Raw genomic sequence first — 25,013 nt, 5'->3', positions numbered from 1 at the left:
TAATCGCTGAATAATAAGCTATATACATATGAACCCAAACGAATACAAGACATAGGTTATATGTTTCAAATTAGTACAAACAAAAAGATGAACTAATAGTTTATCCATTAGTTCATCCTGTTCCATACTAGTTAACTTCTAATCCCGAAAAACTTCTTCACCTTTCGGAACATACCAGTTTCGTCCTCTAGAGACTGTAGTGGTACAGATTCTCCAAGAATCCTTCTAGCAATATTTCGGTATGCAATCGATGCTTTTGTATTTGGTTGAAAAGCAACTGGCTCACCATGATTGGACGCCTTAATAACCTCATCATCATCTAATACGATACCAATAAGATCAATAGAGAGTATTTGTACAATTTCGTCAATATCGAGCATGTCACCCGTTTTCATCATATGCTTACGAATTCGGTTAATTACAAGACTTGGAGGATCGATATCTTCCTTTTCTAATAACCCAATAATTCGATCGGCATCACGCACACTAGATTTTTCAGGGGTAGTAACCACTATTGCCCTGTCTGCTCCTGCAACGGCATTTTGATAACCTTGTTCGATCCCTGCAGGACAATCAATGATTATATAATCGTATTCAGTCTTCAATTCCTTTATTATTTCTCTCATTCCTTCTGGTGTTACAGAAGTTTTATCACTTGTTTGAGCAGCTGGTAATAATGAGAGATAATCGAAGCGCTTGTCCTTAATCAAGGCTTGTTTTAATTTACATCTACCTTGAACAACATCGACAATATCATAGACAATCCGATTTTCTAGTCCCATCACGACGTCTAAATTTCTTAAACCGATATCGGTATCGATTAAACAAACCTTCTTATCCATTAAAGCTAGCGCAGTACCTATATTTGCAGTGGTAGTGGTTTTTCCTACACCGCCTTTACCAGACGTTACAACGATTGCCTCACCCATTGATTATTCTCCTTTCGAATCCATTTAACCTTTTCCTTTTATGTGCTAAAACTTGTAATCTATCAATTATTATTTTATCTTTTTCGTCATCAATGAGACCACATTCCATATATACACCGTCGGATTCATAATCTGGTGCACGACTAATGTAATCTGCGATTCGGAGTTGACTCGGGTTCATGTAGGAAGCAGTAATAATTGCATTTTGGTCACCATTCACACCTGCATGCGCAATTCCGTGTAAACTACCCATAATATAAATGTTTCCAGTTGAAACTACTTTTCCACCTGGATTAACATCCCCAATTAGCAACATATCTCCAGTAACTTCTAGAACTTGTCCAGATCGAACAATTCGATTAAACACCTTAATATCAGCATCCTCTAGCATTTCTAGAGCTTCAGTTTTTAAAATTACATTCGATTCTAACGTTTGAACCTTAAAGTGATTATCTTCGGTAATGATTTTTTCTAACTCTTCAATTTGGTCATCATACACATAACGATTTCCGAGTTTAACAGTTACGGGTACAACTGGCTCGTCCTTCTGAGGTCGATTAACCGATAGCTTCTCTTGAAGCTCCCTACACGCATCCTCAAATGAGCATCGATCATCGATAAAAAGTGTAAGCCCGTCTCTGGTACCTTTTATTGTAATAAATTGTTTTTGTTTTGTGTCTTGCAATGCTTTCACCTCATCAGAACTACATTTTATGCTATGTAGGGATTCTAAGAAAAAAACGCTAATCACTAACTCAACTGCTCTCTCCATTTAGCAAGCCGCTTTGCAAATAACGGGTAAAATAATAAAACAAATAAAGAATTCGCTAATATGGATGGGATTAATCGATACATTAAATAGTCCATCCAGAGAGCATCCATAATACCAATGACGTAAAATATGATATTTATAATGAAATCGGCAGCTGCTACACCCATTATACCAAACAATAGAATCGTATAAATATTGCTGTGCAACATATTTCTTAATCCATGGATAATGTAGATTACACCGCCATAAGTAAACATGTAGACACCTAAGATGCCAGTGTAGGCGATATCAATCAATAATCCAAAAACCATCGCATACAAAATAGAATGATATGTTTCTTCACTATCATAAAATATGGCCACAAGTACTAAGAACATCAGTACCCAATGAGGTGTAATCATTAGATCACCATCGATTAAATTACTAGGTAATATATCTAATGCAACTCCCTCTAAAACTACAAGGAGTAGGAGAATAAGGGGGAGGAATAAACGCCTCATTCCTGATCCCCCTCTTCTCCATCCAATTTGCGATCAACGACTACAACATTATTAATTTCATACATGTTAGCAGCTGGTTTTACCAAAGCAGTTCTTGTTAAACCATACTGATCGGGGACAACTTCCTTGACTGTTCCTATTGGTAATCCCGCAGGAAACACACCGCCCATTCCAGATGATACAACAAGTTCTCCTTCTTTTAGATCTTGATCTGATTCCTCGATTATTCGAAATAATAAAGAGTCGGTTTCTTCGTCGTATTCTTCAATTAACCCAAAAATATCATCGCCCTCGTCTTCACGAGAAATTGTTGCAGAAATACGATTAAATTCATCAAATCCAGACAGTAATTGGACTGTAGATGTAGCCTTTGATACACTCTGAATTTTACCAACCATTCCATCAGCCGTAATTACTGCCATATTCACTTCTACACCATCTATATCTCCTTTATTAATTGTCACTTGTTCAATCCAATGCTCTGGAGATCTCGCTGTTACGGTTGCATGAATAGGATTGTAGGAACGAATAGAATCAGCTTTATCGAGTAATCCTCTTAATTCTTGATTTTCCTCTTTTATTTCCTGTGCTTCGTAAATTAATCCTTTATACTGTGCTAACTTTTCTCTTAACAACTGATTTTCGTCATATGTATCACGAATATCGTCTATATTTTCAACGATATTTGCCACATACTTTACGGGTGCTGAAATTGCATTTTGTATCCAACCAATTGTATCATTAACAAATTGCTCAACTGTTGATAACTCCGAACGGTCCCGAAGCGAAAAACCAATTAAGGCTACAAGAACGATTATACCGATTAATAATGTAAACAATCTTTTTTTTCGAAATAATGACATAAAAACACCTGCTTATTCTATCGTAGGACGAGTCGACACGTTTGGTTGTGATTTAAAGTGTTGAATATATTCCAATGACTTACCTGTTCCAATTACAACACTATCTAGCGGATTATCTGTAACAAACACTGGCATCTTCGTTTCCTCACTGATAACACTATCCAAATTGCGTAATAAAGAACCACCACCAGATAAAACGATTCCCCTGTCCATGATATCTGCTGCTAATTCCGGTGGCGTTTTTTCTAATGTTGTCTTAACTGCGTCAATAATTGCATCTACTGTATCTTGTAATGCTGCTGCTATTTCTTTCCCATTAATTGTAATGGTCTTCGGTAAGCCTGAGAGTAAATCCCTCCCACGAATATCCATTGATTCCGCTTCTAAATTCTCTCCACCTGCAGAACCAATTTCCATTTTAATCTGCTCTGCCGTTCTTTCACCAATCATTAAATTATACGTCTTGCGAATGTACTGAATAATGGATTCATCCATATCATCGCCAGCAATTCGTATAGACCTACTTGTCACAATACCACCAAGAGAAATAACCGCTACTTCTGTTGTTCCTCCGCCAATGTCAACGATCATACTTCCGGTAGGCTCCCATACTGGTAATCCAGCTCCAATTGCAGCAGCAAAAGGCTCTGCAATTGGGAATGCCTCTTTAGCACCAGCCTGTTTTGATGCATCAATAACAGCTCTTTCCTCTACCATCGTTATTCCCGATGGAACGCAAATCATTACATTTGGTTTTTTGGCAAAGAAAGAACGATTTCGCATTGCTCTTTTTATATAATACTTCATCATAACAGCAGTCGTATCATAATCAGCAATAACCCCATCTTTCATTGGTCTTATAACCGAAATGTTTCCTGGGCTTCTACCTATCATATTTTTTGCTGCGTTTCCAACAGCCTCTATTTCACCTGTTTCAATATTTCGTGCTACAACAGACGGTTCTCTTAATACAACACCCTTACCTTTAATAAAAACTAGTGTATTTGCTGTACCTAAATCAATTCCCAAGTCTTGAGAAAATCCAAAAATCGCCAATAAAATCTCCCTCTCCAACACCAATTCAATTGTCTTTATCTGTAGCATGACTTTCTTATTATATTTTATGTGATGCATCTCATTATATAATTTTAAAAATGGACTGAGATTATATGTATTAATCGAATTCCTGTTTCCAATTCTAAGAAGCGCCAATTTCTAAATTCATACGAAAATGGCGCTATGGTATCCATCTATATAATTATACGAGAAAAGAACAAAAATTGATAGTACTATAAATATCTTATATTCGATTTCTCTCTATTATTTCAAATATCTAGTCCTAATTAATTCGAGTGTTGTATTCACACAACTCCGAACGTTTGTTTCGCCCATTTTCATATTATTACTTTTTTCTGTGATTTTTTTGTGATGTTTTTAAAGTATTACTACTAATATTCCATATCCAAACACACCGAATACACTATCTCAAGATATATCTATGGTCGTTTAAAGATTACCCTTTTAAGAGCGCGATGATTACTGAAATTATTGGATGTAGTTTAGATGACCTAGTTTAAAGTGATAATCAATATTCAATTGACAATGATATATCTGATGAATTCCTAAATAATCAACTGATTCAGTTAAGATTAAATGAAATTTTTCCGTCCTAAATGTATTATTCATACAAAATGACAGCCTTTTCTCTAGAATTTTCCAACTAATTAATACCACCATTTTGGTACACTATTGTAAAACTGAAATGGAGTTGAAGAAATTGTATTTAGGAGATGAGGAATTATTGGATAAAATCCTTAACCCTTTTCATCAAGAGGGACAAGGATGGTATGATACTAAGGAAACTTTCGTTAAAAGAGCAGGTGAGAAGAGTGAGTTCGAACTTGATAAAAAGATACATAGCTTACCCAATGGCAATAAAAGTATTCCATCAAGACATCGAGAGGTTTAAGAAAGTTAAATTATCTAACTTATATCAAGATATGTTGGAATCCATTATAGAACGTATGCAAGAAGACTTTTATAAGTTAAATGATGAATTACGTTCAAGGTATCGAATGGATGTAAAACGATTGGATAATGGTAGATACAAAGTGAACAATGAGGTTTTAGAGTATACTCCAGAAGAATTAAAGGAATTTACTAGCCAGTTAATGAGTGAGTATTTATATGGTGATAAGGCGGCAGGTTTTGAACGAAAGGATAGAATATGGAAAGATTAAGCCAACCTACTATGGTTGGTTTTTTTATTAAAAAATAGAATAAAATACCAAATATCTATTGACTTTAGTTAGTAGGTATTATATAATAAAGATATAGAAAAGGAGGTGAAAAAATGGAGGATGTAAGAAATATAGTCCTCATCATTGCCGGAATAATCGCAATTATCAAGGGGTCACTTGATATATACGATAGAATAAAAGGCAATGATAAGGACTAAAACCACAAGGGGAGAAATTCTCCCCTTCCCAATAATATTATACCACATTCTCCATAAAATTATGAAAAGAATATCTACAACAGACTTTTTAGTGTTCATTATTTTAGCTGCATATCTAGTTGAATTAGGTTTTAGTAATATGAGTGTATTGAGTTGGATTGGTTTCTCTGTGTCAATTCTTTGGTTTTTAATTTTCATCTTAAAGCTTTTACTTCCAAATAAAAGGAGCAAATAATATGAGATATACTTCAGAAACTAAAGATGATTTTATTGCTGCTGTACAAAAGGAAGTGATGACTTCTTCAGAAGTGATCGAATTCCTAGGTGTTACAAGACAAACTTTAGGGTCACTTGTAAAACGTGGAAAGTTAACGCCTATAAAAGAAATAAATAGAGATAGGCTATTTCTACGGGAGGATGTTGAAAGTAGAAAAGAAGCTTCACAGATACTTCATGAGAAATATAGACCATATGATGAATAAAGCAAAAGCCCAGCTGTTCCCTCAGCTGGGCTTTTTAAAATAGAAATTGAAAATAATTCCATACTTTTGTTGCGTCTTAATACTATGCATAGTATAATATGTATATAAGGAGGTGAACAAGTGGAATACTTAGCAAAAATAATAGCCTTAGTTATTTCGATTCTAACAGTTCGTCAAATATGACTCCTCAACCAAAAGACAAATTTAGAAATGAAAAAACTAAGACTAGAATACCAAAGAATGAGAAGGGGAAAATAATCCCCGCTCTCATTCCTAAGTATACCACAAAAATTATGGAGATTATAATAGCGATATTATTAGGTTGTGCAGCTGTATTAGGTGTTTGGAACCTTTTCTTAAATCACACCAAAAGAAAACTTATTAAAGAAAAGGAGCGATTACAGAATGAACAATCAAACAGAGGCGAATAAACGTTGGCAGGAAAAAAACAAGGACCATGCAAAATATCTTAGCAATCGATCTCGAGCACGTAGCTTTATTCGGAACCAGGCAACTATGGAGGATTTAGACGAGTTAAGAAATCTTATAAAAGAACGTGAATTGAAGCTTCAGGAATGAGCCTCTTTATTTAAGGAGGCTCTTTTTATTTTATCTACTTTTGTTGCTATAGTAATTTTTTATAAAAACACGAATTAATTAACTCATTACTTGCTTATACGCAAGTAAAATGATATAATATAATTAACAAATAACAAGGAGGTGAAAAGAATGTGGATTACATACTTACAACAATAGCCGTACTTACTAGCTTAGTTACGATTCGCAAATTCTGGCATGAAGGTACGAAATCAAAACTAGAAGCTAATAAAATACGGCTAGAGAACAGAAGAAAGAGACGAAGGGGCTAACCCCTCTCTCATCTTCAATTTAAGTATACCACATTCTACTATGAAAATTCTTATTTTCATATTGTTAGTATCCTTAGTAGTATTAGCAGGAGTTTATGCCCGTAAACTATATTGGGATAAACAAGTTGCTAAATCCAAAAGAGGTGAAAAGAATTGAAAGAGGATATTCAGAAGCTAATTAATTCAGCTATAACCGGTTATAAGATTCATAAAGAGACTGGAATATCTGAAAGTACCATATCAAGAATCAGAAGTGGAAAAATTGAGATAGGGAGTATTTCTCTAGATAATGCTATTAAACTACATGAGTTTTATAAACAGCACAAAGAGGAAATTAAGCTTAGCTGACGAAACAGCTGAGTTTATAATTATTAACGATTAATTGAGTGACATTAATAACATAAATAAGGCGGTTCCTTTGAGAAACTGGAAATCGCCTTATTTATGTTTAAAAATTCCTTATCTTTGTAATTTCGCATTTTCCTGACAGTCTCCCTCAAATCTAACTCACCAATAAATCGGATCTTTTGCTCCCTTAATCTGAAAATATGTGCTTAAATAATTTCAGCCGTTTCAAGAAATTTTATTTCCTTATCGTATGTATTACAAGTATAAGGAATTTCGAATAAAGGTATATTATGTGACTTGGCATAAGCACGTTTCAATTCGTCATTCTTTACTTGAGACTCAAATTGCGATACACCACCGAACTCAGCTACAGGCTTAAAATGTTGTTCACCCTGACACTCAATAAGACATTTAATGCTATTATCTGAACCAAGAACAGCAAAATCATAACGCAACATTTTCTTTTTCCCTACACCATATAAGTCTTGAAACTCAACTTCAACTCTATATATTATATTATGTTCTCTCAATATTTTTATAGTCCGCCATTGAAACGATGAAATGTGATGGCAGTCACAAAAAGCATTACAATAATATCCATCTTGCGATCTAGATCCGTATGAATCAATTTTTATTTCTAAATCTGATGATTTAAATTGATATTCTTTACCACACAGATAGCAACGACATTTGTATAATTTAAATACTTTAAATGTGCCACCATTCTTCTTTCGTTTATCAGATATTATAGGTTGTTCCTCATAGCTATCATCAATACACTCTAATATCTCTAATGATTCATGTATGGTATTGGAATAATCAATATCATAGCTTTCATCTTTTACTCTGGGATATGAAGCCAATCTTTTTTTAATACGCTCTTGCTTTAACCCACAACTTTTATCTTCTCTTTCCTCTCCAAACCCTTCACAATCTCTCCATTTTTTTCTTAAAAAAGTAGTATCTCCAATATAAAATATTTTTCCACATTTACATTGACATTTGTATTTCTTTCGAGACTTACAATTTTGTATCCATTCATCAAAAGTATCCACTGATTCAAAATTATTATTAGGATTTTTTTCCCCATTTATAAACTTTTGCTTTTCTTGTTCTAATTGTTCAATTTTTTTTTTAGTAAATTTTTCATAATATTCTTCGACCCCTCCGATTATAGTAAGGCATCCATGTTTTCTTCCAATTGGCATTACCAAGTCCATGTATTTCAAACCTCCCCATTTATACTAATTATTCTGTCTATTATCCTGTATAATATCATATGTTTGTGATAAATAACACATATACTACGGTTGCATTAGTTTAACTAAATATTATAGGGTAGGTTAAGATAATATAAAAGCTCAGTTACTCCACCCTGGGCTTTTTACAATAATTCAAACATATTAAGAGTTAGCATTTCTAACTAAAATAAATAAGTTCGTTTTAGTATCTAAGTTCATTTAAAAGGAATATATGTACCAGTATCTATAAAAACCCTACAATGATTGCATTAGAAATAGCATAATTCATTCAATTCAAACCACCAAACAAAACTTTTTTTCCAAAATTGTCATGTGATATTATTTAAATAGAAGATAGTTTAATAGGAGGGGTTATATGTCATTTAATTATGAAGGATTTTTTTCAAAAGAGGTGGAAGGACTATCTGAAGATATCTATGATAGTAATAGAAAATTATTCGTGATACTTAAAGAATATAATAAATTAGGTCATAAGTTGAAGTTCGATCTAAAAATACATAATAATAATGCTCAAGAAGTTACAGTATCAGGGCTATTTATACTAATATTAAATAATCTTTACTCAATATATGAATTGACTCTTAGAGGATTAACAAAGGATGCAAAGATAATACTTAGAACTATGGTAGAAAAATTAATAATATTAAAATATTGCTCGTTGGAATATAAAAACTCTGTTCAGTACCTGCAACAGGATGAACTGAATAGACTGAAGTGGATGAATACTATATCGGAAAATAAAATAAAAGGATTCAGCGGTGGAGTGTTACAATCAGTCACTAAAGAGGAAATAATTGAACTAAAAGCTAAGATAGAAGAAAGTAATATTAAGAAATTACCTAAACTAGAAGACCTATCTCAAATTGTTGGTTTAGAAGAAATGTATTCTTACGTTTATAGATTATGCAGCTCTGAAATTCATGCAAACCCTAGTACAATTGAAAGTTTATTTTTAATAGGAAGTAATAATGAAATCAATACAATAAAATGGTACCCGGATATTGAGGAAGTAAAGAATGATTCGAATCTGATATTAGTGCCTTGTATTGACATTGTGGATAAAGTGATTTCAGTGTTAATTAAGCTATATGAGGTTGATAATCTTGAAAACTATGAAAAGGAATTTTCACTTTTGAACAATAAATTTAATGATTCACTTAATCCCATTTAGATTAAAATCCCCAACTGGATCCAGATGGGGATTTTGCATTAATTAGACTAATAAGTGATAGTTTTATTATATATTTACTTAATTCTTATCCGTTGACCAATACGTAGATATTTCGGTCTTAAATCACGGTTTAATTTTTGTAAATCGCCATGATCTAATTTGAATTTATTCTCCAAATACCAAAGAGTATCTCCTTTTTCAATCGTGTAATACTCTTTTTTCAATGGGTTAGAACTAGGAAGCTTTATTTGATCTCCAGGGTGAATGAGCTCGCCTTCTAATCCATTAAGTTGTTTTAACACTGCAACTGTAGTGTCGTTATCTTTTGCTATACCCCAAAGTGTGTCCCCTGTTCTGACAACGTGAACATCATTAGAAGGCTTGTCTACTTTTTTACCAGGAGCAACATACTTCACGTTCTCTTCATGACAGATAGCTTTGATAACACATTCATACATTCCTTCACGATAAGACTTACGCTTCAACTTATATGCATTTGGGCCATCAACAAAATCATATTCAACAATTGTCACTCTACACTTGCCTGTTTCTCGATGCATGTAGTAATAATCCCAATTAGATTTATTGGGGTATCTACGTTGGAATTTACACCTTACTGGATAACCAGCCTTCTTAAATTCATCAATCAAGATATCCTCAAATTTACCATCAGCATAAATAGAGTAGATGAACTCAGCACCTGCTCCTCCACCAGCATTATAGTGATGAGATATACCTTTAGCGTAACGACTCGTTTTGGAGGTACGGTCTTTTTGATCTAAAGTAACATCCGATGTACGAGTCATATTACTATCTATTCCTAACTCTTTTAATCTAGCATTCACATACTTAGCAGCTTCAAGGGTATAAACCTTTTCTTTAATGCCATTCGCTTGTGCTCCTGGATCTGCTCCACCGTGTCCTGCATCATCAATTCTTTTCGCCATAAATTTTCATCCTTTCAAAAAAGTAAAAAGGTGCATATAATAGCGCCTCATTATTTAAGTAATCCCTGAGATTGTAATACTTTCTTCTGCAAGTCTCCTTTAGTAGTTACGTAGTTATTTCTAAACCAAGCAACTATGGAAGCAACAAATGTAAAACCCGCAGATATAAGTTGCTCAATTAATTCATTTTCTACCGGCAGTGGTGATTTTCCGAACACTACAAGGAATTGGTTAATAAGAGCTACAATTAATACTACGGTACGAATTAAAGATCCTTTATCCATATTTTCACCTCCTCTATATAATAGAAAAAAGACCAATCCGCATTGGCCTTTACTCTGTTTTCATTAACTAAATTTTATATCAACTGACTAAATTCAGGACTTCCATTATCATCAATAGTCATCTTATATTTTGTCCCATTTACACTATTAATTACTAATCCATCAAACCCTGAGTTAACTGGAATCGATATAGGACCTTCTATTCCCTGTACATTATTATTTAAGGATTGAATATTTGTACAAGAACCTGTAACCTCTAATCCGTATTTATTGTTTGATAACGATATCTTATTATCTTTAATAAGGACATCATCACAATTGGTACTCAAAACAATTCCACTTCTTAAATTAGTTGTTTCAGCGCTAGTTGTTCTAGCTATATTAGCCTCAACAATGGACTTTTTAACTCCAGCTAAATTAATTCCAGCTCTACCAGATGAGTTAACAATATTACTGGTTATATAGAGGTTATCTATATTCTGACAATATAGCATCTCATAAATACAAGTGTCTGCGGAATTATTAGCAATCATAACATCCTCAGAATTTAAAACCCATGCTGCCCTTGCACAATCAAAGAACCTATTATAAAGGATTTTTAATCCATTTGAATAGTTACTATATATGGCACCACTACCTCCTAATATGTTTTTAAAAGTGTTGGATGATATCTCAATGTCCTTATATTGGGCAAATTCATTTCCAATAATGGTAATGGGATTATTTTCTCCCACAATTCCATTAAAGTAATTATTTTTAATAGCAATAGAGTTTGCAGATTGAACATCATTATTTGAAATATTCATCTCGATAAAGCTATTGCAGTTATTAAAAGTATTATTTTCGATTAGAACATTGTTATTTTTTATTAATCGAATTGCGCTATTAACAGTGTTTTCAAAAATATTATTTGAAATATAAACTGTATGAACCCATTTATTATGAACTGATGAATGGTGACCTATACAAGTTGGCCAAGAGGTAGTATTGTTTGTACCACTTTGACCAAAATAACAATTACTCACAGTGACATCGTAAGTTGGAGTATTATCATGTTCTCCAAATAGAGGAAACCCACCTGATGTTTGAAGGTCGAGCTGAATCGCTTCTGAATAATTCCTACTTCCATCTGGAAAGTCTCTATATCCTAAAAACGAGCATCTATCAATAACTACATTTCTAACCCCTGAAAGATCAAAAGCATGACCTCCGAAAACATCCTTTATAGTCAGGTTTATAAAATTCAGATTCTCAGCATGAGATAGTTGAAATACACTACAATCATCATCTATTTCTTCTAAGTTACAATCGAAAATACCACCATTTATCGTAATATTTCCATTTCCATTATACCCTGTGAAATTGTCACTGCTGGTACCGTTCTGAATCATTGAAGCATTATGCCCTCTTAAAAATACGGTTTGTGGTGCAGATGTAATAGACGAGTTGCTATATAAAACTATAGGACTTCCCCATCGATAAATACCTGATGGAACATAAATGTCAACGGCCCCTTCTTCTCTAGCTAGATTAAGAGCATATTGAAATGCTTTAGAATCATCTGTAACTCCATCGCCTACTGCTCCAAAATCCTTAATGTTTATTCTGTTTACTAAATTCATTAAAGTTACCTCCTCAAGTCTATAGTATATAAATTCTTTTTGTTAAAACTTACTTTGGTGGCAAACGATCTTCTATATCATCTAGTTTCGTAATAACAATATCGTACTTTGAACTAAATCCTTTCAGTATTTCATTTTGATCATCTATAGTCTGGTACAGTTGCTTCTCTCTTTCATTTGACTCCTTTCTACTTGAGTAAAAAAGCCAAACAAAAAGGACCGCAAATGGTCCTTGCGTAAGAAAATACTGAATTAATGTTTCCTCCATAGCTACCTCCTATTTTTCAGCATAAAAAAAGAACCCTATTCGGATTCTCTTAATGTTTTTGCTTCTTCGATTAACTTTGGTACAATCTCATAATTGAATTTTTCCATGGCATTTTTAGCTTCCTTTAATTTTGCAAAGTATTGCTCACTGTCAGGATAGTATTTAGCTACTCCATCAATAAACGCGGTCATATGATTTGCCCAACTTGTAGAAAGCGTATCTTTATCATAAGGAGAGGTATCTGGATTCTGCGATAATTGTATTGTATAATCCTCTAATGCTTCTGCATCAGAGAATAAATATACTATCTCACCATTATTCTGTTCAGCCTCTACACTCTCTGCGCTAAGATATTTCCAAGGCACATCTCCTTTGGTATCGACGGTTCTTTCTGTTGGTGGTTCTATAATAACTTCCTCCTTTTCTTGAACATCTGACGAAGCATTTACTGCATCTTTTTCCGTATCTCCATTAGAGCTAAATGCTAACACACCACCAATTCCAAGCACGCTAATAACCGCTATGCTAGACAAAACTTTTCTCATAAGCTATTTATCCCTCCCATTTTACTACCATTATAAACCAATTAGTAAAAAAACGATTAAATTTTACAAAGTTTTTGTACCTCGACTTTGGATAAATACTTGAACATATAAATTCGCCCTAATTTTCGCTAAATTGTTTGGTGTGATTTCTATACTCGCCCAACGATTACGAGTAATTTTCCCTTCACTGTCCTTTTGTAAGTATGGCGTTAAATCTAAATTTTCCCCTTTAAGAGCATTATAATCAACAACATTTCCATCGATTTTTATTTGTATGGAAGTTGGAAGGATTGAGTATTTGAAAATGCCATACGTAATTGGATGAACATGACCTGGCATATTGATCTTCAAATCATGAACGTGAGGTTCTAAGTCTATTGTAAACGGATGACTGTGTCCTGGTATGGTAATTGATATTGGCACAGAATGTCTGTGGTTTAATTCATTCACAACTTCTACTGCGTGAAAGTGCTCCTCAAAAGGTGGTATCTGACCTGTTCCTACTCCCACAGGTGAACTTGAATACAGGAAAAAGTTTGGTGCTGTAAAGCTACTTGTATAAGATTGACTATGAACAACTTGGCCGCCGTTTCCTGTTGTTTCTGACTTTATCACACCTCCACCACCTTCAGTGGTTGCAGTTTGCACTACTTGTCCTGCACTTTCCATTGCCTTAATGTAACCTTCAAAATAAGTGGTCTCAAAAGTTAAATCAAGTTTGTTGATGTTGATGTAATCTTCATAGATATAGAACTTAAACAGAGCTGGATTAGAAGGATCACAATTTAAATCTAAACTGTCAGCATAGATATTAGTTGCACCCTGACTATACGCTTCATTAACTTGTTGTTTTCGCTCCAAATCAGCTTGAGTGGTAGCAATGTCATCTAATTTATTTGCGATTTCGTATTCCACTTCATGCTCCTTATCCAACGTTACTTTTTCTTTTAAAATGCGCCCACTATATTCTTTATCCTCAACAATGATTCGAGTAATACCGTTTAGCACTTTTCTTTCAGACTGATGTTCGGGAAGAATAGACAAATCAACTGAACTACATTTAAACGATATTTTAGGGTCTTTCCATTGTTCTAAAAGTGATTCTGCATTGGCCTTTAATGTTTCAGAATTCGTAAATCGTTGGTCAATCCAAATGTATGTTTTCTTACCCCACTTAGCAATTGATTCATCGTCCTTTAAATATCGTTTTCCATTGTTCACATCTTCAATCGTAAGTTGATTAACACCCTCACCAGCACCTTTAGGAATAATGTAGTTTACTATCTCAGAAGGGTCGGAAACTTTTTCAAAATCTACCATATCCTTACCCCAGCGAATTTCTGCTTTTACCTCATCACTAGAACGAATTAAATTAAGCTTCCAAGGGTAAACGGTTGTGTCGAAACTAAATTCATATGGTTCATTAAACGGTTGCGGAATACTTAAGATTGGTGCTAGTATTCCATTTTCGTTTTCAAAGGAATATTGGAAGTATCGTTCAAATTCAACCGCACCTAACACCCAGTGCTTTGTAGTTTGCAAGTCTAATAATCGTTGCAAATTAACTCTAGTTGTTTGGTTAATCATTGCAGGCAAATAACCATCTATTACATCATCCATGAGTGTAGCAAATACATGTTCACATTTATACGTAATACTATTGTCACTCTTTTTTGTCTCAGTTGGCATTAGTCGATACATTCCGTAATTACGTCCACTCTTGGATATAATCTCAACAAAATTAAAATGACTGCATAATTTGTTTTTAGGGTCATCAATTGGCATAGAAAAAGAGGACTGCCACACTTCGTTGACCGCCCTCTCTACTTGTATATTATACACATTATCTAGGATGCCGATTTCATTTAAGTTAATATCTTTTATGATGATAATAACAATCACCTACCTTCATTATCCCCAAGCTTGCCATGATCCACCAACTTTTCTTCTGTCCATTACTTGTACAGGAGTTGTGAAAGATTTAGCAGTTTGGATTGCAGATTGTGAATCTAATTGTTCGTGAGTAATACTCCAAGATAACCCAGAATCTGGTGTGTTGGATCCCCCAGAAGTGATCCAGTAAGGACCATTTTCAGTTATGGTGTTTGCGTTAGTCACTACTGTGGCATTTTTGTTATACTTACCAATTGTCCCCTTATCTGTTGTAATATCTCCTGTATTGGTTACATTTAAGATTGCTTTTCCATTTACGTAATCAAAGTAGCCAATCCTATTTTCTTCAAGTTGTAATTTAGCTTTTCTAGTAGCGCCCTCCCAAACCTCAACACCTTGGAATTTAAACTCTGATGGTGCTTTTAAACGAATGTAACCATTGTTCATATCGACTTTATAATACAAATCATTGTACAAATCATTCGCTTTACGATTCACTTCACCAATATCTTTATTTAGGATAGCTATATCCTTATCTCTTTTACTTTTTATTGGTTTAGAGATATATAGGAAATCAATTACCTTACGTTCCCCAAACTCAATATAACCTTCTTCTTCTTCGTTTTCCTCAAAAACAGAAGTGTTACTAGTAGAACCTCTTACAACAGTTTGAGCTGAACCACCACCATCAAGCAAATAAGCGAAGTCTACTCCCTGCGCCAACAAGATACGAATTAGATCATCAGTGATCATTCCTTGATTTTGTTGTGTTCTACCTTCACAAGTAAATATAAGAATGTCTTTATTACTAAATTGTGCTATTACTTGCCTTGGGTGTCGATCAGTACCGCCAGCATACGTATCCAACACAGATTGACTTACAGAAGCCCCCTTTTCGATTAGTGGTATAAATGATGATAAAGCATTGTTGCAGCCATCATCTAATATTGATTGCGCTGTTGTACCTGGAGGATATGCCACTAGTGTGTTATCAGTTTTAATTCCCAGCGTGTAGTAATTTCTTGTTAGATTTTCTTGGATGATTGCACCCTCGAAAATATCAGTGCCTAATGGTAAAGATGTATTTGTATCGAATACAGAAGCATTTAATGTCAAAGTAGCATTATGCCTATTCGCAAAACTCCTAGCAGTTTCCGAAAACCCAGCATTTGGTGTGTCGGATGCAAAACCTCTTTTTAATTCAATTAATTTTCCATCGCTATCTACATTGCTGATAGACGTTAAGTAATAGTCGGTTAATGAAGTCGCATCACGATATTTTTTAGTTGAGATTTCATGATAATAAGCATTTTCGCTTATTACTTGTGTTTCGGTTGCTTTTGTTGCTATAGAATTCGTTACTTCTACATGTTCAAAATCTAATCTATCTTTTAAAGTTGTATGTGAAACTCCGTCTGTATCTACTCTAGCTTGAGCTGCTTCTACTGATGAATCACCTTGTATTACAACTTGATTCAACTGTTTTTGTGTACTTTCAGAGTTAGACAACGCTTTTCTTGAATTAGTCAAAGCATTTTCTGCTTGTTTTATTGCATTGTTAAGTTTTTGCCTACCTTGGTTCAACTTATCGGTTTCTAGTATCTCTGCCATGTTCTCACTCCTTTACAAATAACGGTCACGGAACTTCATCCGAATCTTTATATCTAAATTAAAACCACCTATTACAATGAAGTTAGATCCCTTGTTAAGCCAAAATTCACGCAACGAAACTTCACTAAATACATTTGTACCATTTTTGGTTACGGTGTATCTTTCACAATCGATTACCCAATCCCCATTAAAAGAAGGCAAAGAAAAAGACTGTTCACCATTTGTTACAGTCAAATTATCAGCGCTTCCGCTTATTTCGAATATTGGTTTTACTGCATAGCCATCTAAAAATGCATTTAGTGTAGTGGGAGCAATTATTTTTGTTATACCATCAGTTCCGGTATGGCCAAGTTCATAAGAAGATTCAAAGGTTAACACTTCACTTCCCCAAGTAACTTCATCTGCATAAACAACCGAATAAGCATAAGGATCATATGCAGTAAAGGGTAAATAAAATTTACCTGCTCTATGAATGCGGTCAATTGAAACATAACCACTAAAAACCCCTCGATAATACTTATCTGGATCATAATCCCACTTTAATTCCACTTCTTTCGGATTCCCATATTGGTCTAATATCAGAGGCGTTATTTTGCGTATGATGTTTTGCACATCAAACAGTGTCGCTTGTGTTGGAATCAATACCTCTTGAAAAAATGTTTTTTCAGACATATAAGCCTTAAATGCATAGGCTCCATGTTTACCAGGTATTGATACAACGTTATCTCTTGTACTAGGGAGAATAGGCTCGTTAGAACTTTCTAATAGATGTAATCCTAGGTCTTTTTCAATGTGTACGCCATCTATACTCAACATCACCTAATCCCCCTTGTACGTTTAGAATCTTTTGTCCGTTCTGCTAATGCTATTGCGATACGTTCTATATCTGCATCTTCACGGATTGTAATTTCAGCACCATCAAATACACCCTGCATACTAACAAATGTTTCTTCTCTAGAATCATATGAAGTAGGAGCTCCTACACTTACGCCGCCGAAGCCTAATGCCATTGTAGGTTGTAGCATGCCATTCATAGCTCGTTGAATACTTGCTTTACTGTCATTAATGGACTTTGTAATCGCCCATGAAAAGTCTGTTTTATGCAAGTCACGTAATGGACCTTCTTTTGGTGGTGAGAATGGGAAGAAATCACGTATTTTTTGTGTGATATTACCAACTACATCACCAACTTTTCCTATCATCGACTTTATCCCATCAATAGCTGATTGAATGATTTTCTTACCGCTATCAAAGAGATTGATGTCATCAAAGAAACCTGTAATCTTGTCCCAAATACTTTTAATTCCATCCCAAATACCTGTCATCTTATCTTTAATGGCATTTTTCATAGATTCCATTTTTTCCTTAGCTTTATCACGTAATCCAACAAGAGTATCTGTGAAGAAGTTTTTAATGCCATTCCAGATACTCTTAAAGAAGTCCGCGATAGCCGAGAAAACTTTCTTCGTAAAGGATTTAATTTGATCCCAATATTTGACGATAACTTGAACCAAGAGAATTACTATTTGAATTACCCAGCCGATTGGACCAGTTAGGAATCGCAAGAAAAAACCTCCGATTTTAGCAATCCAAGGTAATACTTTTCCTATCACTCCGCCAATCTTCCCTAAGAAAGGAAGTAATTTTGTTGCAATTGTCGTCCAAAGTTTTTGTAACCAAGGCCATACTTTCGTTTTAATTGTATTAAACAATCCACCGAAGAAAGAAATTACACCTATTATGATAGGTAACACTGCTTGGAGTACGCCACCAAACACAATCATAAAACCGATAAACTTTTGAAACCATGGATTATTCTCAATAAAACCATTGAACCAAATTAAAAATTTATTCACTAATTCTAGCATTTGTGCACCCAATGGAGCGACAGCTTTTACTAGATTTGCAATTAGTCTGATAAACTCTCCGAAGAATGTCATTACCTTCGGGCCATTGTCTCGGATATATTGAATGAATCCTTGAAAAGCATCATTACTCTCTAAATTTGAAGCCCATTTCCTAAATTTCGCCATTAAATCTTCTAAACCAGACATCATATCGGCTGCTAATGGTGCAAATGCAGCAAATAGATCAATAATACCTAGAAACGCATCCTTAAATATATTTTTAACCTTGGGTAGGTTTTCTTGTACATATGAAACGAATTTTTGAAATCCTGGACTATCGGCTAACCCCTTCGCCCATTCAGCAAAACCTCTTGACATTTCAAGGAAGCCATCAGCCATCATATCCATTAATGGTTTAAACGCCATCATCATATCCATAATGCCTAATGCGATATTACCGAATGCTCGCCCCAACTTTGTCATCATAGGTTCAACATTGGCAGCTAAGAACTCAATAAACTTTACAACCGTTGGATTTGATAGTGACTTATCTAAATCACTCATCAATGTATTCATTGCACTTAATGCCTTATCAAATACCGGTGCGAGCTTCTTTAGAGCTTTTTGAAGGGTAGTTAAACCTTGTGAGAATATATTTAACATAGGTGTTTCGAAAGATGTTACAAAATCACCCCAAAAAGATTTGAAGCTATTTAATGACTTAATAAAACCTTGTTGGCTTCCACTTAACTTGTCATAGACTGCATTTAATTCCGCCTGTGCTTTGGCTCGTTCTTCTGCAGTATCGGCTTTAGCTAGTTTCTCCTCGGCCTTAGCTATTTCGTTTTGCGCTTTTGCTATACGAGACATAGTTGGTATTGCGATTGTTCCAAATGCAGCCAATCCTGTTCCCGCAACACCAAAGGCAGCTGCCAAACCTAATGCACCGCCTCCCATTACCGCCAACATTGGTCCTAACATAGCAAGTGCTGCTGTTAATCCTGCTAATACTGGTATAGCACTAGGACTTAATGCAATTAGTCCACCCTTTGCCATGTTTCCACCTATTGTTTGTAATGTTCGTATAGAATTAGCTAAGCGATCAAGTCTTTTCTGCGTTTTGTCTACCCTTGCTTCGACTTCAATCACAATATTTTTTGGTAATGCCATAGCAGTTGCCTTTACTTGCGCCATTTTACGTCTAAATTCACTTATTTTAGCACCTACTATGGCATTTAAACGCTCATTCATGGTTATCCCCCTTTCTTCTTGGGAATAAAGTTAGGTTCAAAGCCTTTTAGTGCTTTATTTAATCGTGAAGAACGTTTCATTTGTTCTAAATCATAATCCTGACCGGTTTCTAATTTCTTTCTCATTCGTTTTGCATCAAATATGCGTTTCTCTTTTGGTCGTTTTGCTCTAGAAGCATACCCAATAGCCATTGCACTTTTAGCCATGTATTCGTAATCATCTATTTGTCGGTATTGTGCACCTTTCAAAAATGCTCGATACTCTTTCGGTGTCCAAGACAGAATAAGGTCTGTATCAAAAACACCTAAATATCTAGCAGAATCCTCGAAGACTTTTTCTATGCTAGTAATTGCTCTCTTTTGCTTTGGTACATTTCCTTCGCTACTTTCGCTTGTTCTTTTTCTTCCTCGTTCTTCGCTAATCTGTCGATTAAATCTAGATTGTTCCAAAATTCTCTTAGTTGTAGTCTGAAAAAACCCGATTCATCAATCGTTCGGAACGCATCTTTAAATAACTGTTCCACGTCTCCATTTTCGATTTGTTCCTCAAGTGCATTTTCGATTTTTTCGACACTAGGTTGATTCTTTCCATGATGAGAAGTAGCACAATCCCAAAACTTAAGTAATGCGCCTGTCTTATATGCCATTAAATCTTGATATATCTTTTCTAACGCAGAGTATTCCTGTTTATCATCACGATATTTCTTTTCTGCGGTGCGTTCGAATTTAAAACTAGCTTTAGCTTCAACTTGTTTTCCATCTATCTCTAAATACATTAGTCATCCTCCTAAATTGAATTGAGGGGATTTCTCCCCTCTTATACTGCTGGTTTTCCTGATTCTCCTGGAGATTCAAATGGGTAAGGTGCATCTGTTAGTGCAGTCGGTAAAGTTGTGATTGTTCCTTCCTGCGATTCTCCACGCACTTGTAAGGTAGCTGTTACTTCTTGGAATGAATCATTAGGGTTTGACTTTTCAACAGATTCCACTAAGCAATAAGCAAATACTGCATCATACGTACCTGTTCCATTTGCAAGCGTATCAACTTCCCATACTTTTAATTCAGTTTTATTCTTAATTGCATTCAAGATTGCCTCTTGCCCAGGATCTCCTTTTTCTCCATAAGCTGTTAACTCGAATGATTCAGAGTTTTGCCCATATGCAAGAATACGACCCATTTTTGTCATTTCATCAATTAGTTCATTCTCAATTGAATAACTGTTTTCTGTAAGGTTAGCTACTACTAATCCTGGGTCACCTATTGTATTATCAATCGGCTGAACTAGTAGAACTGTGTCTTTACCATTTATCATGCAATTCCCTCCTAATCATTAACATAGAGCCTCAGTTGTAAGATTCCATGTCTTGTTTCACCATCGATATCTGTTATGACATTCATGTTGACTATTTCCATACGAAAAAGAGTAAACCCATCCACAGTTAAGGGGGATTTACTCATTGCTTGAAGTATTAGATTTAGTATTTCATAAGTTTCCTTCTTACCTTTATAACTGGACCAACAATGCAACGTCCATATAATATTTTCACCAGTTGAGGTTTTCGTATCAAATGGGGTCACATTGGGTTCTCCGATAGTTACATATGGTTTTATTGCCTTCTTTGATACATCGTCATAAATACCTGTTATCTTATCCATTAAAGCTGTATCTGCTCTTAATGTATCAATAAACATCTTTTGCAAGGGCAAGAGTGATGTTTTCATAATTATGCCCCCAACTTGTTCAATTCGCTTTTAAAGTGTTGTGCTCCCACTTCAATAGAAGGGCGATAGAAAGGCTGTGCACTCATTCCACGAGTCCATATATAGCGGTTTAATTTCGTATCAAAATACACCCATGGAGTCTTGCGTCCTTTTCCTTCTTCAGCGTAGATACCTGTACCAAATTCAACATAAATAGCGTATTCTGCACCTACAGTGACAATAGCAGTAAGACCATGATTGTAATATCTAACATCAATAGATCTTTTTAGGTTTCCACCGTCGATTTCAGCTACTGGTGCAAGAGCAACCATTTGGCTTGCTATTATTTCAGCAGTTTCAGCAACTATTTCTTTAATACGCTTGATAAAGCGTTTCTCGAACTTATCTACTGCATTTTCAAATCCTATAAATCCGTAATCTGTGATACTCATTTGAGTTCAGCCTTAACAAGAAGAATTTCACCCATACCGCCCTGGTCCAATGGTTTGGACCGTAATACCAGTGTTTTCCCATTCCATAACACTCTCATGGAGTCTGTCACCCCTTCTCGAAAGGGATAAAAGATATTGTGGTCAATTGGACTGGTTAACTGCTGTGCTTGAATTTGTTGGTCAGAATTAATTGGCTGTACATTTGCTTCTGTAGTAATTAGGTCAATCCATTGTTCTGTATATCCTCCATATCCATCATCTACTTCTGTGAGTTCTTGAAAGATTATTGTATGTGGAAATTCATCCATCAGTTGAACCTCACTTTCTTATAAGGTTTCAAATGATTCATTACCCTATCTGGTAGATCTGTATCATAGGAGTAAGAAATTTCTCCCATAGTACGTGAAGCCAATCCTTTTGAAGATAGTTTATGCTTGATAGACTCACTGATAAATAGTTTTACACCCGCTGGAAGATTCATTTGATCATTATCATCTAGCTGACTGAATGTATTATTACAATTATGTTCTGCATACTCGACAAGAATCGGAATCATAATTGTTAAATAATCCATGTATTTTGTCTTATCTATTTCACCCATCTTAGCTATTTCATCGATTAGAGTCATGGAATCACCTACTTCTTATCAGTCTCTTCCTCTACAAGGTGCCAACCATTACGTTTATAGACAGACTGATAAGTTTTCTCTAAAACTTGAATAATCTTATTGCCCTTCTTGATTTTAATGAGCTTTTTAGCTATTTTATTCTTGGCCATCTTGTTCACCTACAATCAAAGCAATAAGTTCGTCTTTGTTTGCATTAGATTCATATTCAATTTTCTGTTCATCAAGATATTCTTTGATATCATCCTTATTAATCTTTTTTAAATCTTTAGCATCCATACCAGATAAATCGACAGGATCCTTAGCTTCCTCTTCTTCATGAAGAAAGCCTAATTCTTTTAAAATAATTTGCTCACGCTTAACATCTGTATTATATTCTCCGTCTTCAAATCGGCATAGTATTTTTTTGTTTTCTTTGTCCCATACAAGACCACTACCTTTAAAAATCATTTTACCCCTCCATTAATCCTGCATCACGCAGTTTTTGTAATAATGAATTAAAATCAGCGACTAGTGTTGCCACATCAGCTGCAACCGAATTATCTTGTGCTGGCATTTTAATAACTTCTTTTAAAATTGGATCAATGCGCACGTCTTCTTGTAACTTACCCAAAGTAATCACTCCCTAAAATAGATTAAGAGGGCGTTCTCGCCCTCTATTAAACTGCTAATCCAGTGATGGAACCGTGTAGCGATGCATGACCATGAGCTAAACCAATTTGACCAAATAATTGCCCTTCTTCTGCAGCACCTGTTTTCGCTAATTCTTCATAAAAGAAGTTACCTTTCCCTGGTACCGGTTGAAGCACAGGAGCAATCTCGCTCATTTCAAATAAACCAATTGAAGAAGCTGGTACCATTCGGTCAAGCACAATTCCAATGTTTCCGAAGTCTGTTTCAATTTGTTGAATGTTTACCCCACCTACATTACGGTCTTGTGGTGCATACCCGTATACACTAGAGATACGCTGTTTTTGTGAACCGTTAGTGAATAGAACCATATTTTCAAACTTTGCACCGTTATTGAACATTTCTAGAAGTAATTGGTCAATTAATGCTTTAGAAAGATTTGCACCAGCTGCTGCTAATGTATTGATGGTTGCAGCTAATTCGAACATACCGCGTGTTTTATTTGCAACGTTAGCAGCTGTTGCTTTTTGGAATGTTCCGTTTAAAAATGTGTGGTTTACATCACGTGCAACTTTTTCTAGTTTACGCGCGATTTGGAAGTCTTTTTCAGAAGGTACGTTGTTTTGTTGACCTGCAGTATTAACTCCTTCTAAACGACCTCCATTCGCTTGTTTTACATAAGAAATAGAAATCTTCTCATGGAATATTTGTGTTACGTTTGTTGCTTGGCCCCTTGTAATTTCCTCCGCTTGTGGAGCAGTTAAAGACTGTTGCTCTGTGATAGCTGGTTGCTCTGCAGCAGGAAGATCATAATCAGAGTACGTAGGGAATTCAAAGTTTGCTGTTTGCTTTCCTCCGTTTGTTAATCCTCCAATCATTGTTAAGAAAGGTGTATTAATTTGTGAAGCAGTAAATAGTTCTCCTGAATAGTTTGGTAGATTCCAAGTTGTTCCTGTTCCAGTTACGTTCGTTGGCATTTATAATCACTCTCCGTTTTGATTTAGTTGAAATAATTGATTTTTTAACGAAACAGCCATAGCCATATTTCCACTTTGCATTGCTTCATCATACTGTTTCTGTAAGTTTTGAGCTCTACTTGGCTCCTGTTTACTTGCTGGGTGTGGCTCCCTACCTTTTAACCCTGCTGGTCTATCATCACCAAATAGGTAGGACTCCTTTTCTTTCAATGCTTCCAATTGTTCTTCTAATCCTAATAACTTATCACCATCTAACTTGATATTTTCTGTATCAAGTAAGGCTCTTACAGCTTTAGGATTACGTGCTTGAGCTTGTGTAATTGCTCTATCTAGTGCATAATCAAACGTCTGCTTTTGTAGCTTTTCTTTCCACTCATCAGCAACCTTTTTATTAGCACCCTGCAATTCTTCAATTTGCTTTTGCAGATCGTCATTCCCCACCGCTTTCTTTGATAAGTCTTTTAATTGCTTGTCACGTTCCTCAATTTGTTGTTGATAATCTTGAATCTGAATTTCCAGCCCATCAACTTTATCAGCCTTATCTTTAATGGAATTCACGGACTTGCCATGTTCTTTCATGATTAATTCAATATGTTCCTCTGTAATCTCTAAACCTTTTAAAAACTCTCTATTCATCTATACCTCTCCTTACATTGTTTAACGTGGTTAAGTCCACGATAGGATAGTTATTTAACGCATAACTGCGG

Annotated in this window: 33 protein-coding genes; 6 read left to right on the top strand and 27 right to left on the bottom strand. The window is 35.0% G+C overall.

Translation table 11 applies throughout. From position 1 onward, the window contains the following. Positions 1 to 131: 131 nt before the first annotated feature. The 5 genes from minD to ABC228_RS01520 all read right to left on the bottom strand — a co-directional run bounded on the left by minD (position 132) and on the right by ABC228_RS01520 (position 4,120). The gene (gene minD, locus ABC228_RS01540) at positions 132 to 929 is read right to left on the bottom strand and encodes a septum site-determining protein MinD (RefSeq protein ID WP_345823330.1); all 798 of its coding nucleotides are present in this window, start codon (positions 927 to 929) and stop codon (positions 132 to 134) included. Then, on the bottom strand, positions 922 to 1,614 hold the full coding sequence (gene minC, locus ABC228_RS01535) for a septum site-determining protein MinC (RefSeq protein WP_345823329.1): 693 nt from the start codon (positions 1,612 to 1,614) through the stop codon (positions 922 to 924). Before minC ends, minD begins: the two co-directional genes overlap by 8 nt. A gap of 65 nt (positions 1,615 to 1,679) precedes the next feature. Then, entirely contained in the window at positions 1,680 to 2,201 is a 522-nt protein-coding gene (gene mreD, locus ABC228_RS01530) for a rod shape-determining protein MreD (RefSeq protein ID WP_345823328.1), read from the bottom strand. Then, on the bottom strand, positions 2,198 to 3,064 hold the full coding sequence (mreC, locus tag ABC228_RS01525; protein WP_345823327.1) for a rod shape-determining protein MreC: 867 nt from the start codon (positions 3,062 to 3,064) through the stop codon (positions 2,198 to 2,200). The genes mreD and mreC overlap by 4 nt, the downstream gene beginning before the upstream one ends. Before the next feature lie 12 nt (positions 3,065 to 3,076). Beyond that, positions 3,077 to 4,120 (bottom strand): rod shape-determining protein, encoded by a 1,044-nt coding sequence (locus ABC228_RS01520; RefSeq protein ID WP_345823326.1) that lies wholly within the window; start codon positions 4,118 to 4,120, stop codon positions 3,077 to 3,079. 833 nt (positions 4,121 to 4,953) lie between these two features. On the opposite strand from ABC228_RS01520, the gene ABC228_RS01515 reads away from it, so the two are divergent. From ABC228_RS01515 to ABC228_RS01495, 5 genes are all read left to right on the top strand, one after another. Then, positions 4,954 to 5,304, top strand: coding sequence for a YhjD family protein (locus ABC228_RS01515; protein ID WP_345823325.1), 351 nt, complete (start codon positions 4,954 to 4,956; stop codon positions 5,302 to 5,304). Positions 5,305 to 5,758: 454 nt separating this feature from the next. Next, positions 5,759 to 6,004 (top strand): helix-turn-helix domain-containing protein, encoded by a 246-nt coding sequence (locus ABC228_RS01510; RefSeq protein ID WP_345823324.1) that lies wholly within the window; start codon positions 5,759 to 5,761, stop codon positions 6,002 to 6,004. A gap of 405 nt (positions 6,005 to 6,409) precedes the next feature. Further along, a complete protein-coding gene (locus ABC228_RS01505) occupies positions 6,410 to 6,583 on the top strand; it encodes a hypothetical protein (RefSeq protein WP_345823323.1) in 174 nt (57 codons plus the stop codon). A 152-nt stretch (positions 6,584 to 6,735) separates the two neighbouring features. Further along, entirely contained in the window at positions 6,736 to 6,873 is a 138-nt protein-coding gene (locus ABC228_RS01500) for a hypothetical protein (protein WP_345823322.1), read from the top strand. A 153-nt stretch (positions 6,874 to 7,026) separates the two neighbouring features. Beyond that, on the top strand, positions 7,027 to 7,221 hold the full coding sequence (locus ABC228_RS01495) for a helix-turn-helix domain-containing protein (RefSeq protein ID WP_345823321.1): 195 nt from the start codon (positions 7,027 to 7,029) through the stop codon (positions 7,219 to 7,221). 206 nt (positions 7,222 to 7,427) lie between these two features. On the opposite strand, the gene ABC228_RS01490 is transcribed toward ABC228_RS01495, so the two are convergent. Continuing rightward, on the bottom strand, positions 7,428 to 8,441 hold the full coding sequence (locus tag ABC228_RS01490; RefSeq protein ID WP_345823320.1) for a hypothetical protein: 1,014 nt from the start codon (positions 8,439 to 8,441) through the stop codon (positions 7,428 to 7,430). Positions 8,442 to 8,838: 397 nt separating this feature from the next. Here ABC228_RS01490 and ABC228_RS01485 point away from each other — a divergent pair, with 397 nt between their 5' ends. Next, positions 8,839 to 9,654, top strand: coding sequence for a DUF5677 domain-containing protein (locus ABC228_RS01485; protein WP_345823319.1), 816 nt, complete (start codon positions 8,839 to 8,841; stop codon positions 9,652 to 9,654). A gap of 74 nt (positions 9,655 to 9,728) precedes the next feature. Here ABC228_RS01485 and ABC228_RS01480 read toward each other — a convergent pair whose 3' ends face one another. From ABC228_RS01480 to ABC228_RS01380, 21 genes are all read right to left on the bottom strand, one after another. Beyond that, positions 9,729 to 10,601 (bottom strand): N-acetylmuramoyl-L-alanine amidase, encoded by an 873-nt coding sequence (locus ABC228_RS01480; RefSeq protein WP_345823318.1) that lies wholly within the window; start codon positions 10,599 to 10,601, stop codon positions 9,729 to 9,731. 50 nt (positions 10,602 to 10,651) lie between these two features. Then, positions 10,652 to 10,885 carry a phage holin gene (locus tag ABC228_RS01475; RefSeq protein WP_345823317.1) on the bottom strand — a complete coding sequence of 78 codons (234 nt, stop codon included), beginning with the start codon at positions 10,883 to 10,885 and terminating at the stop codon, positions 10,652 to 10,654. Between the two features lie 74 nt (positions 10,886 to 10,959). Beyond that, the gene (locus ABC228_RS01470) at positions 10,960 to 12,507 is read right to left on the bottom strand and encodes a glycosyl hydrolase family 28-related protein (protein ID WP_345823316.1); all 1,548 of its coding nucleotides are present in this window, start codon (positions 12,505 to 12,507) and stop codon (positions 10,960 to 10,962) included. Positions 12,508 to 12,556: 49 nt separating this feature from the next. Further along, the gene (locus tag ABC228_RS01465; RefSeq protein ID WP_345823315.1) at positions 12,557 to 12,775 is read right to left on the bottom strand and encodes a BhlA/UviB family holin-like peptide; all 219 of its coding nucleotides are present in this window, start codon (positions 12,773 to 12,775) and stop codon (positions 12,557 to 12,559) included. Positions 12,776 to 12,810: 35 nt separating this feature from the next. Further along, positions 12,811 to 13,320: a hypothetical protein gene (locus tag ABC228_RS01460; RefSeq protein WP_345823314.1), complete on the bottom strand. Its 510-nt coding sequence runs from the start codon at positions 13,318 to 13,320 to the stop codon at positions 12,811 to 12,813. Between the two features lie 63 nt (positions 13,321 to 13,383). Next, positions 13,384 to 15,222 carry a phage tail spike protein gene (locus ABC228_RS01455; RefSeq protein WP_345823313.1) on the bottom strand — a complete coding sequence of 613 codons (1,839 nt, stop codon included), beginning with the start codon at positions 15,220 to 15,222 and terminating at the stop codon, positions 13,384 to 13,386. A gap of 9 nt (positions 15,223 to 15,231) precedes the next feature. After that, positions 15,232 to 16,824, bottom strand: coding sequence for a phosphodiester glycosidase family protein (locus tag ABC228_RS01450; RefSeq protein ID WP_345823312.1), 1,593 nt, complete (start codon positions 16,822 to 16,824; stop codon positions 15,232 to 15,234). A gap of 12 nt (positions 16,825 to 16,836) precedes the next feature. Beyond that, positions 16,837 to 17,640: a phage tail domain-containing protein gene (locus ABC228_RS01445; protein WP_345823311.1), complete on the bottom strand. Its 804-nt coding sequence runs from the start codon at positions 17,638 to 17,640 to the stop codon at positions 16,837 to 16,839. Beyond that, a complete protein-coding gene (locus ABC228_RS01440) occupies positions 17,640 to 19,922 on the bottom strand; it encodes a phage tail protein (protein WP_345823310.1) in 2,283 nt (760 codons plus the stop codon). Before ABC228_RS01440 ends, ABC228_RS01445 begins: the two co-directional genes overlap by 1 nt. Positions 19,923 to 19,924: 2 nt before the next feature. Next, positions 19,925 to 20,371 carry a hypothetical protein gene (locus ABC228_RS01435; protein ID WP_345823309.1) on the bottom strand — a complete coding sequence of 149 codons (447 nt, stop codon included), beginning with the start codon at positions 20,369 to 20,371 and terminating at the stop codon, positions 19,925 to 19,927. Continuing rightward, positions 20,260 to 20,697, bottom strand: a complete 438-nt coding sequence (locus ABC228_RS01430; RefSeq protein WP_345823308.1) for a tail assembly chaperone — start codon at positions 20,695 to 20,697, stop codon at positions 20,260 to 20,262. Before ABC228_RS01430 ends, ABC228_RS01435 begins: the two co-directional genes overlap by 112 nt. Before the next feature lie 41 nt (positions 20,698 to 20,738). After that, complete coding sequence (locus ABC228_RS01425) at positions 20,739 to 21,233, bottom strand: phage major tail protein, TP901-1 family (RefSeq protein WP_345823307.1); 495 nt, start codon at positions 21,231 to 21,233, stop codon at positions 20,739 to 20,741. An 11-nt stretch (positions 21,234 to 21,244) separates the two neighbouring features. Then, positions 21,245 to 21,643, bottom strand: a complete 399-nt coding sequence (locus ABC228_RS01420; protein WP_345823306.1) for a DUF3168 domain-containing protein — start codon at positions 21,641 to 21,643, stop codon at positions 21,245 to 21,247. Positions 21,644 to 21,645: 2 nt separating this feature from the next. Continuing rightward, positions 21,646 to 22,074 carry an HK97-gp10 family putative phage morphogenesis protein gene (locus ABC228_RS01415; protein ID WP_345823305.1) on the bottom strand — a complete coding sequence of 143 codons (429 nt, stop codon included), beginning with the start codon at positions 22,072 to 22,074 and terminating at the stop codon, positions 21,646 to 21,648. Further along, positions 22,071 to 22,382, bottom strand: coding sequence for a phage head closure protein (locus tag ABC228_RS01410; RefSeq protein ID WP_345823304.1), 312 nt, complete (start codon positions 22,380 to 22,382; stop codon positions 22,071 to 22,073). The genes ABC228_RS01415 and ABC228_RS01410 overlap by 4 nt, the downstream gene beginning before the upstream one ends. After that, positions 22,382 to 22,702, bottom strand: coding sequence for a phage head-tail connector protein (locus tag ABC228_RS01405; protein ID WP_345823303.1), 321 nt, complete (start codon positions 22,700 to 22,702; stop codon positions 22,382 to 22,384). Before ABC228_RS01405 ends, ABC228_RS01410 begins: the two co-directional genes overlap by 1 nt. Positions 22,703 to 22,710: 8 nt before the next feature. After that, on the bottom strand, positions 22,711 to 22,851 hold the full coding sequence (locus tag ABC228_RS01400) for a hypothetical protein (RefSeq protein WP_345823302.1): 141 nt from the start codon (positions 22,849 to 22,851) through the stop codon (positions 22,711 to 22,713). Continuing rightward, a complete protein-coding gene (locus tag ABC228_RS01395) occupies positions 22,838 to 23,149 on the bottom strand; it encodes a hypothetical protein (RefSeq protein WP_345823301.1) in 312 nt (103 codons plus the stop codon). Before ABC228_RS01395 ends, ABC228_RS01400 begins: the two co-directional genes overlap by 14 nt. Before the next feature lies 1 nt (position 23,150). After that, positions 23,151 to 23,312, bottom strand: a complete 162-nt coding sequence (locus ABC228_RS01390) for a head fiber protein (RefSeq protein ID WP_345823300.1) — start codon at positions 23,310 to 23,312, stop codon at positions 23,151 to 23,153. A gap of 46 nt (positions 23,313 to 23,358) precedes the next feature. After that, complete coding sequence (locus ABC228_RS01385) at positions 23,359 to 24,306, bottom strand: SU10 major capsid protein (protein ID WP_345823299.1); 948 nt, start codon at positions 24,304 to 24,306, stop codon at positions 23,359 to 23,361. A 6-nt stretch (positions 24,307 to 24,312) separates the two neighbouring features. After that, positions 24,313 to 24,942 (bottom strand): phage scaffolding protein, encoded by a 630-nt coding sequence (locus ABC228_RS01380; RefSeq protein WP_345823298.1) that lies wholly within the window; start codon positions 24,940 to 24,942, stop codon positions 24,313 to 24,315. Between the last annotated feature and the right edge of the window lie 71 nt (positions 24,943 to 25,013).

Origin of the sequence: Ornithinibacillus xuwenensis, assembly GCF_039614845.1 — a bacterium.
GTDB lineage: Bacteria > Bacillota > Bacilli > Bacillales > Amphibacillaceae > Ornithinibacillus > Ornithinibacillus xuwenensis.
Note: the sequence above shows the minus strand (reverse complement) of the source record. Positions and strands in the feature narration are given on the sequence as shown.

Bases quoted from the DNA above. Each gene is read 5' to 3' on its own strand.
- minD (WP_345823330.1), bottom strand. From the start codon at position 929: ATGGGTGAGGCAATCGTTGTAACGTCTGGTAAAGGCGGTGTAGGAAAA.
- mreD (WP_345823328.1), bottom strand. From the start codon at position 2,201: ATGAGGCGTTTATTCCTCCCCCTTATTCTCCTACTCCTTGTAGTTTTA.
- mreC (WP_345823327.1), bottom strand. From the start codon at position 3,064: ATGTCATTATTTCGAAAAAAAAGATTGTTTACATTATTAATCGGTATA.
- ABC228_RS01510 (WP_345823324.1), top strand. From the start codon at position 5,759: ATGAGATATACTTCAGAAACTAAAGATGATTTTATTGCTGCTGTACAA.
- ABC228_RS01505 (WP_345823323.1), top strand. From the start codon at position 6,410: ATGAACAATCAAACAGAGGCGAATAAACGTTGGCAGGAAAAAAACAAG.
- ABC228_RS01490 (WP_345823320.1), bottom strand. From the start codon at position 8,441: ATGGACTTGGTAATGCCAATTGGAAGAAAACATGGATGCCTTACTATA.
- ABC228_RS01485 (WP_345823319.1), top strand. From the start codon at position 8,839: ATGTCATTTAATTATGAAGGATTTTTTTCAAAAGAGGTGGAAGGACTA.
- ABC228_RS01480 (WP_345823318.1), bottom strand. From the start codon at position 10,601: ATGGCGAAAAGAATTGATGATGCAGGACACGGTGGAGCAGATCCAGGA.
- ABC228_RS01475 (WP_345823317.1), bottom strand. From the start codon at position 10,885: ATGGATAAAGGATCTTTAATTCGTACCGTAGTATTAATTGTAGCTCTT.
- ABC228_RS01470 (WP_345823316.1), bottom strand. From the start codon at position 12,507: ATGAATTTAGTAAACAGAATAAACATTAAGGATTTTGGAGCAGTAGGC.
- ABC228_RS01465 (WP_345823315.1), bottom strand. From the start codon at position 12,775: ATGGAGGAAACATTAATTCAGTATTTTCTTACGCAAGGACCATTTGCG.
- ABC228_RS01460 (WP_345823314.1), bottom strand. From the start codon at position 13,320: ATGAGAAAAGTTTTGTCTAGCATAGCGGTTATTAGCGTGCTTGGAATT.
- ABC228_RS01450 (WP_345823312.1), bottom strand. From the start codon at position 16,824: ATGGCAGAGATACTAGAAACCGATAAGTTGAACCAAGGTAGGCAAAAA.
- ABC228_RS01445 (WP_345823311.1), bottom strand. From the start codon at position 17,640: ATGTTGAGTATAGATGGCGTACACATTGAAAAAGACCTAGGATTACAT.
- ABC228_RS01440 (WP_345823310.1), bottom strand. From the start codon at position 19,922: ATGAATGAGCGTTTAAATGCCATAGTAGGTGCTAAAATAAGTGAATTT.
- ABC228_RS01430 (WP_345823308.1), bottom strand. From the start codon at position 20,697: ATGTATTTAGAGATAGATGGAAAACAAGTTGAAGCTAAAGCTAGTTTT.
- ABC228_RS01425 (WP_345823307.1), bottom strand. From the start codon at position 21,233: ATGATAAATGGTAAAGACACAGTTCTACTAGTTCAGCCGATTGATAAT.
- ABC228_RS01420 (WP_345823306.1), bottom strand. From the start codon at position 21,643: ATGAAAACATCACTCTTGCCCTTGCAAAAGATGTTTATTGATACATTA.
- ABC228_RS01415 (WP_345823305.1), bottom strand. From the start codon at position 22,074: ATGAGTATCACAGATTACGGATTTATAGGATTTGAAAATGCAGTAGAT.
- ABC228_RS01410 (WP_345823304.1), bottom strand. From the start codon at position 22,382: ATGGATGAATTTCCACATACAATAATCTTTCAAGAACTCACAGAAGTA.
- ABC228_RS01405 (WP_345823303.1), bottom strand. From the start codon at position 22,702: ATGACTCTAATCGATGAAATAGCTAAGATGGGTGAAATAGATAAGACA.
- ABC228_RS01400 (WP_345823302.1), bottom strand. From the start codon at position 22,851: ATGGCCAAGAATAAAATAGCTAAAAAGCTCATTAAAATCAAGAAGGGC.
- ABC228_RS01395 (WP_345823301.1), bottom strand. From the start codon at position 23,149: ATGATTTTTAAAGGTAGTGGTCTTGTATGGGACAAAGAAAACAAAAAA.
- ABC228_RS01385 (WP_345823299.1), bottom strand. From the start codon at position 24,306: ATGCCAACGAACGTAACTGGAACAGGAACAACTTGGAATCTACCAAAC.
- ABC228_RS01380 (WP_345823298.1), bottom strand. From the start codon at position 24,942: ATGAATAGAGAGTTTTTAAAAGGTTTAGAGATTACAGAGGAACATATT.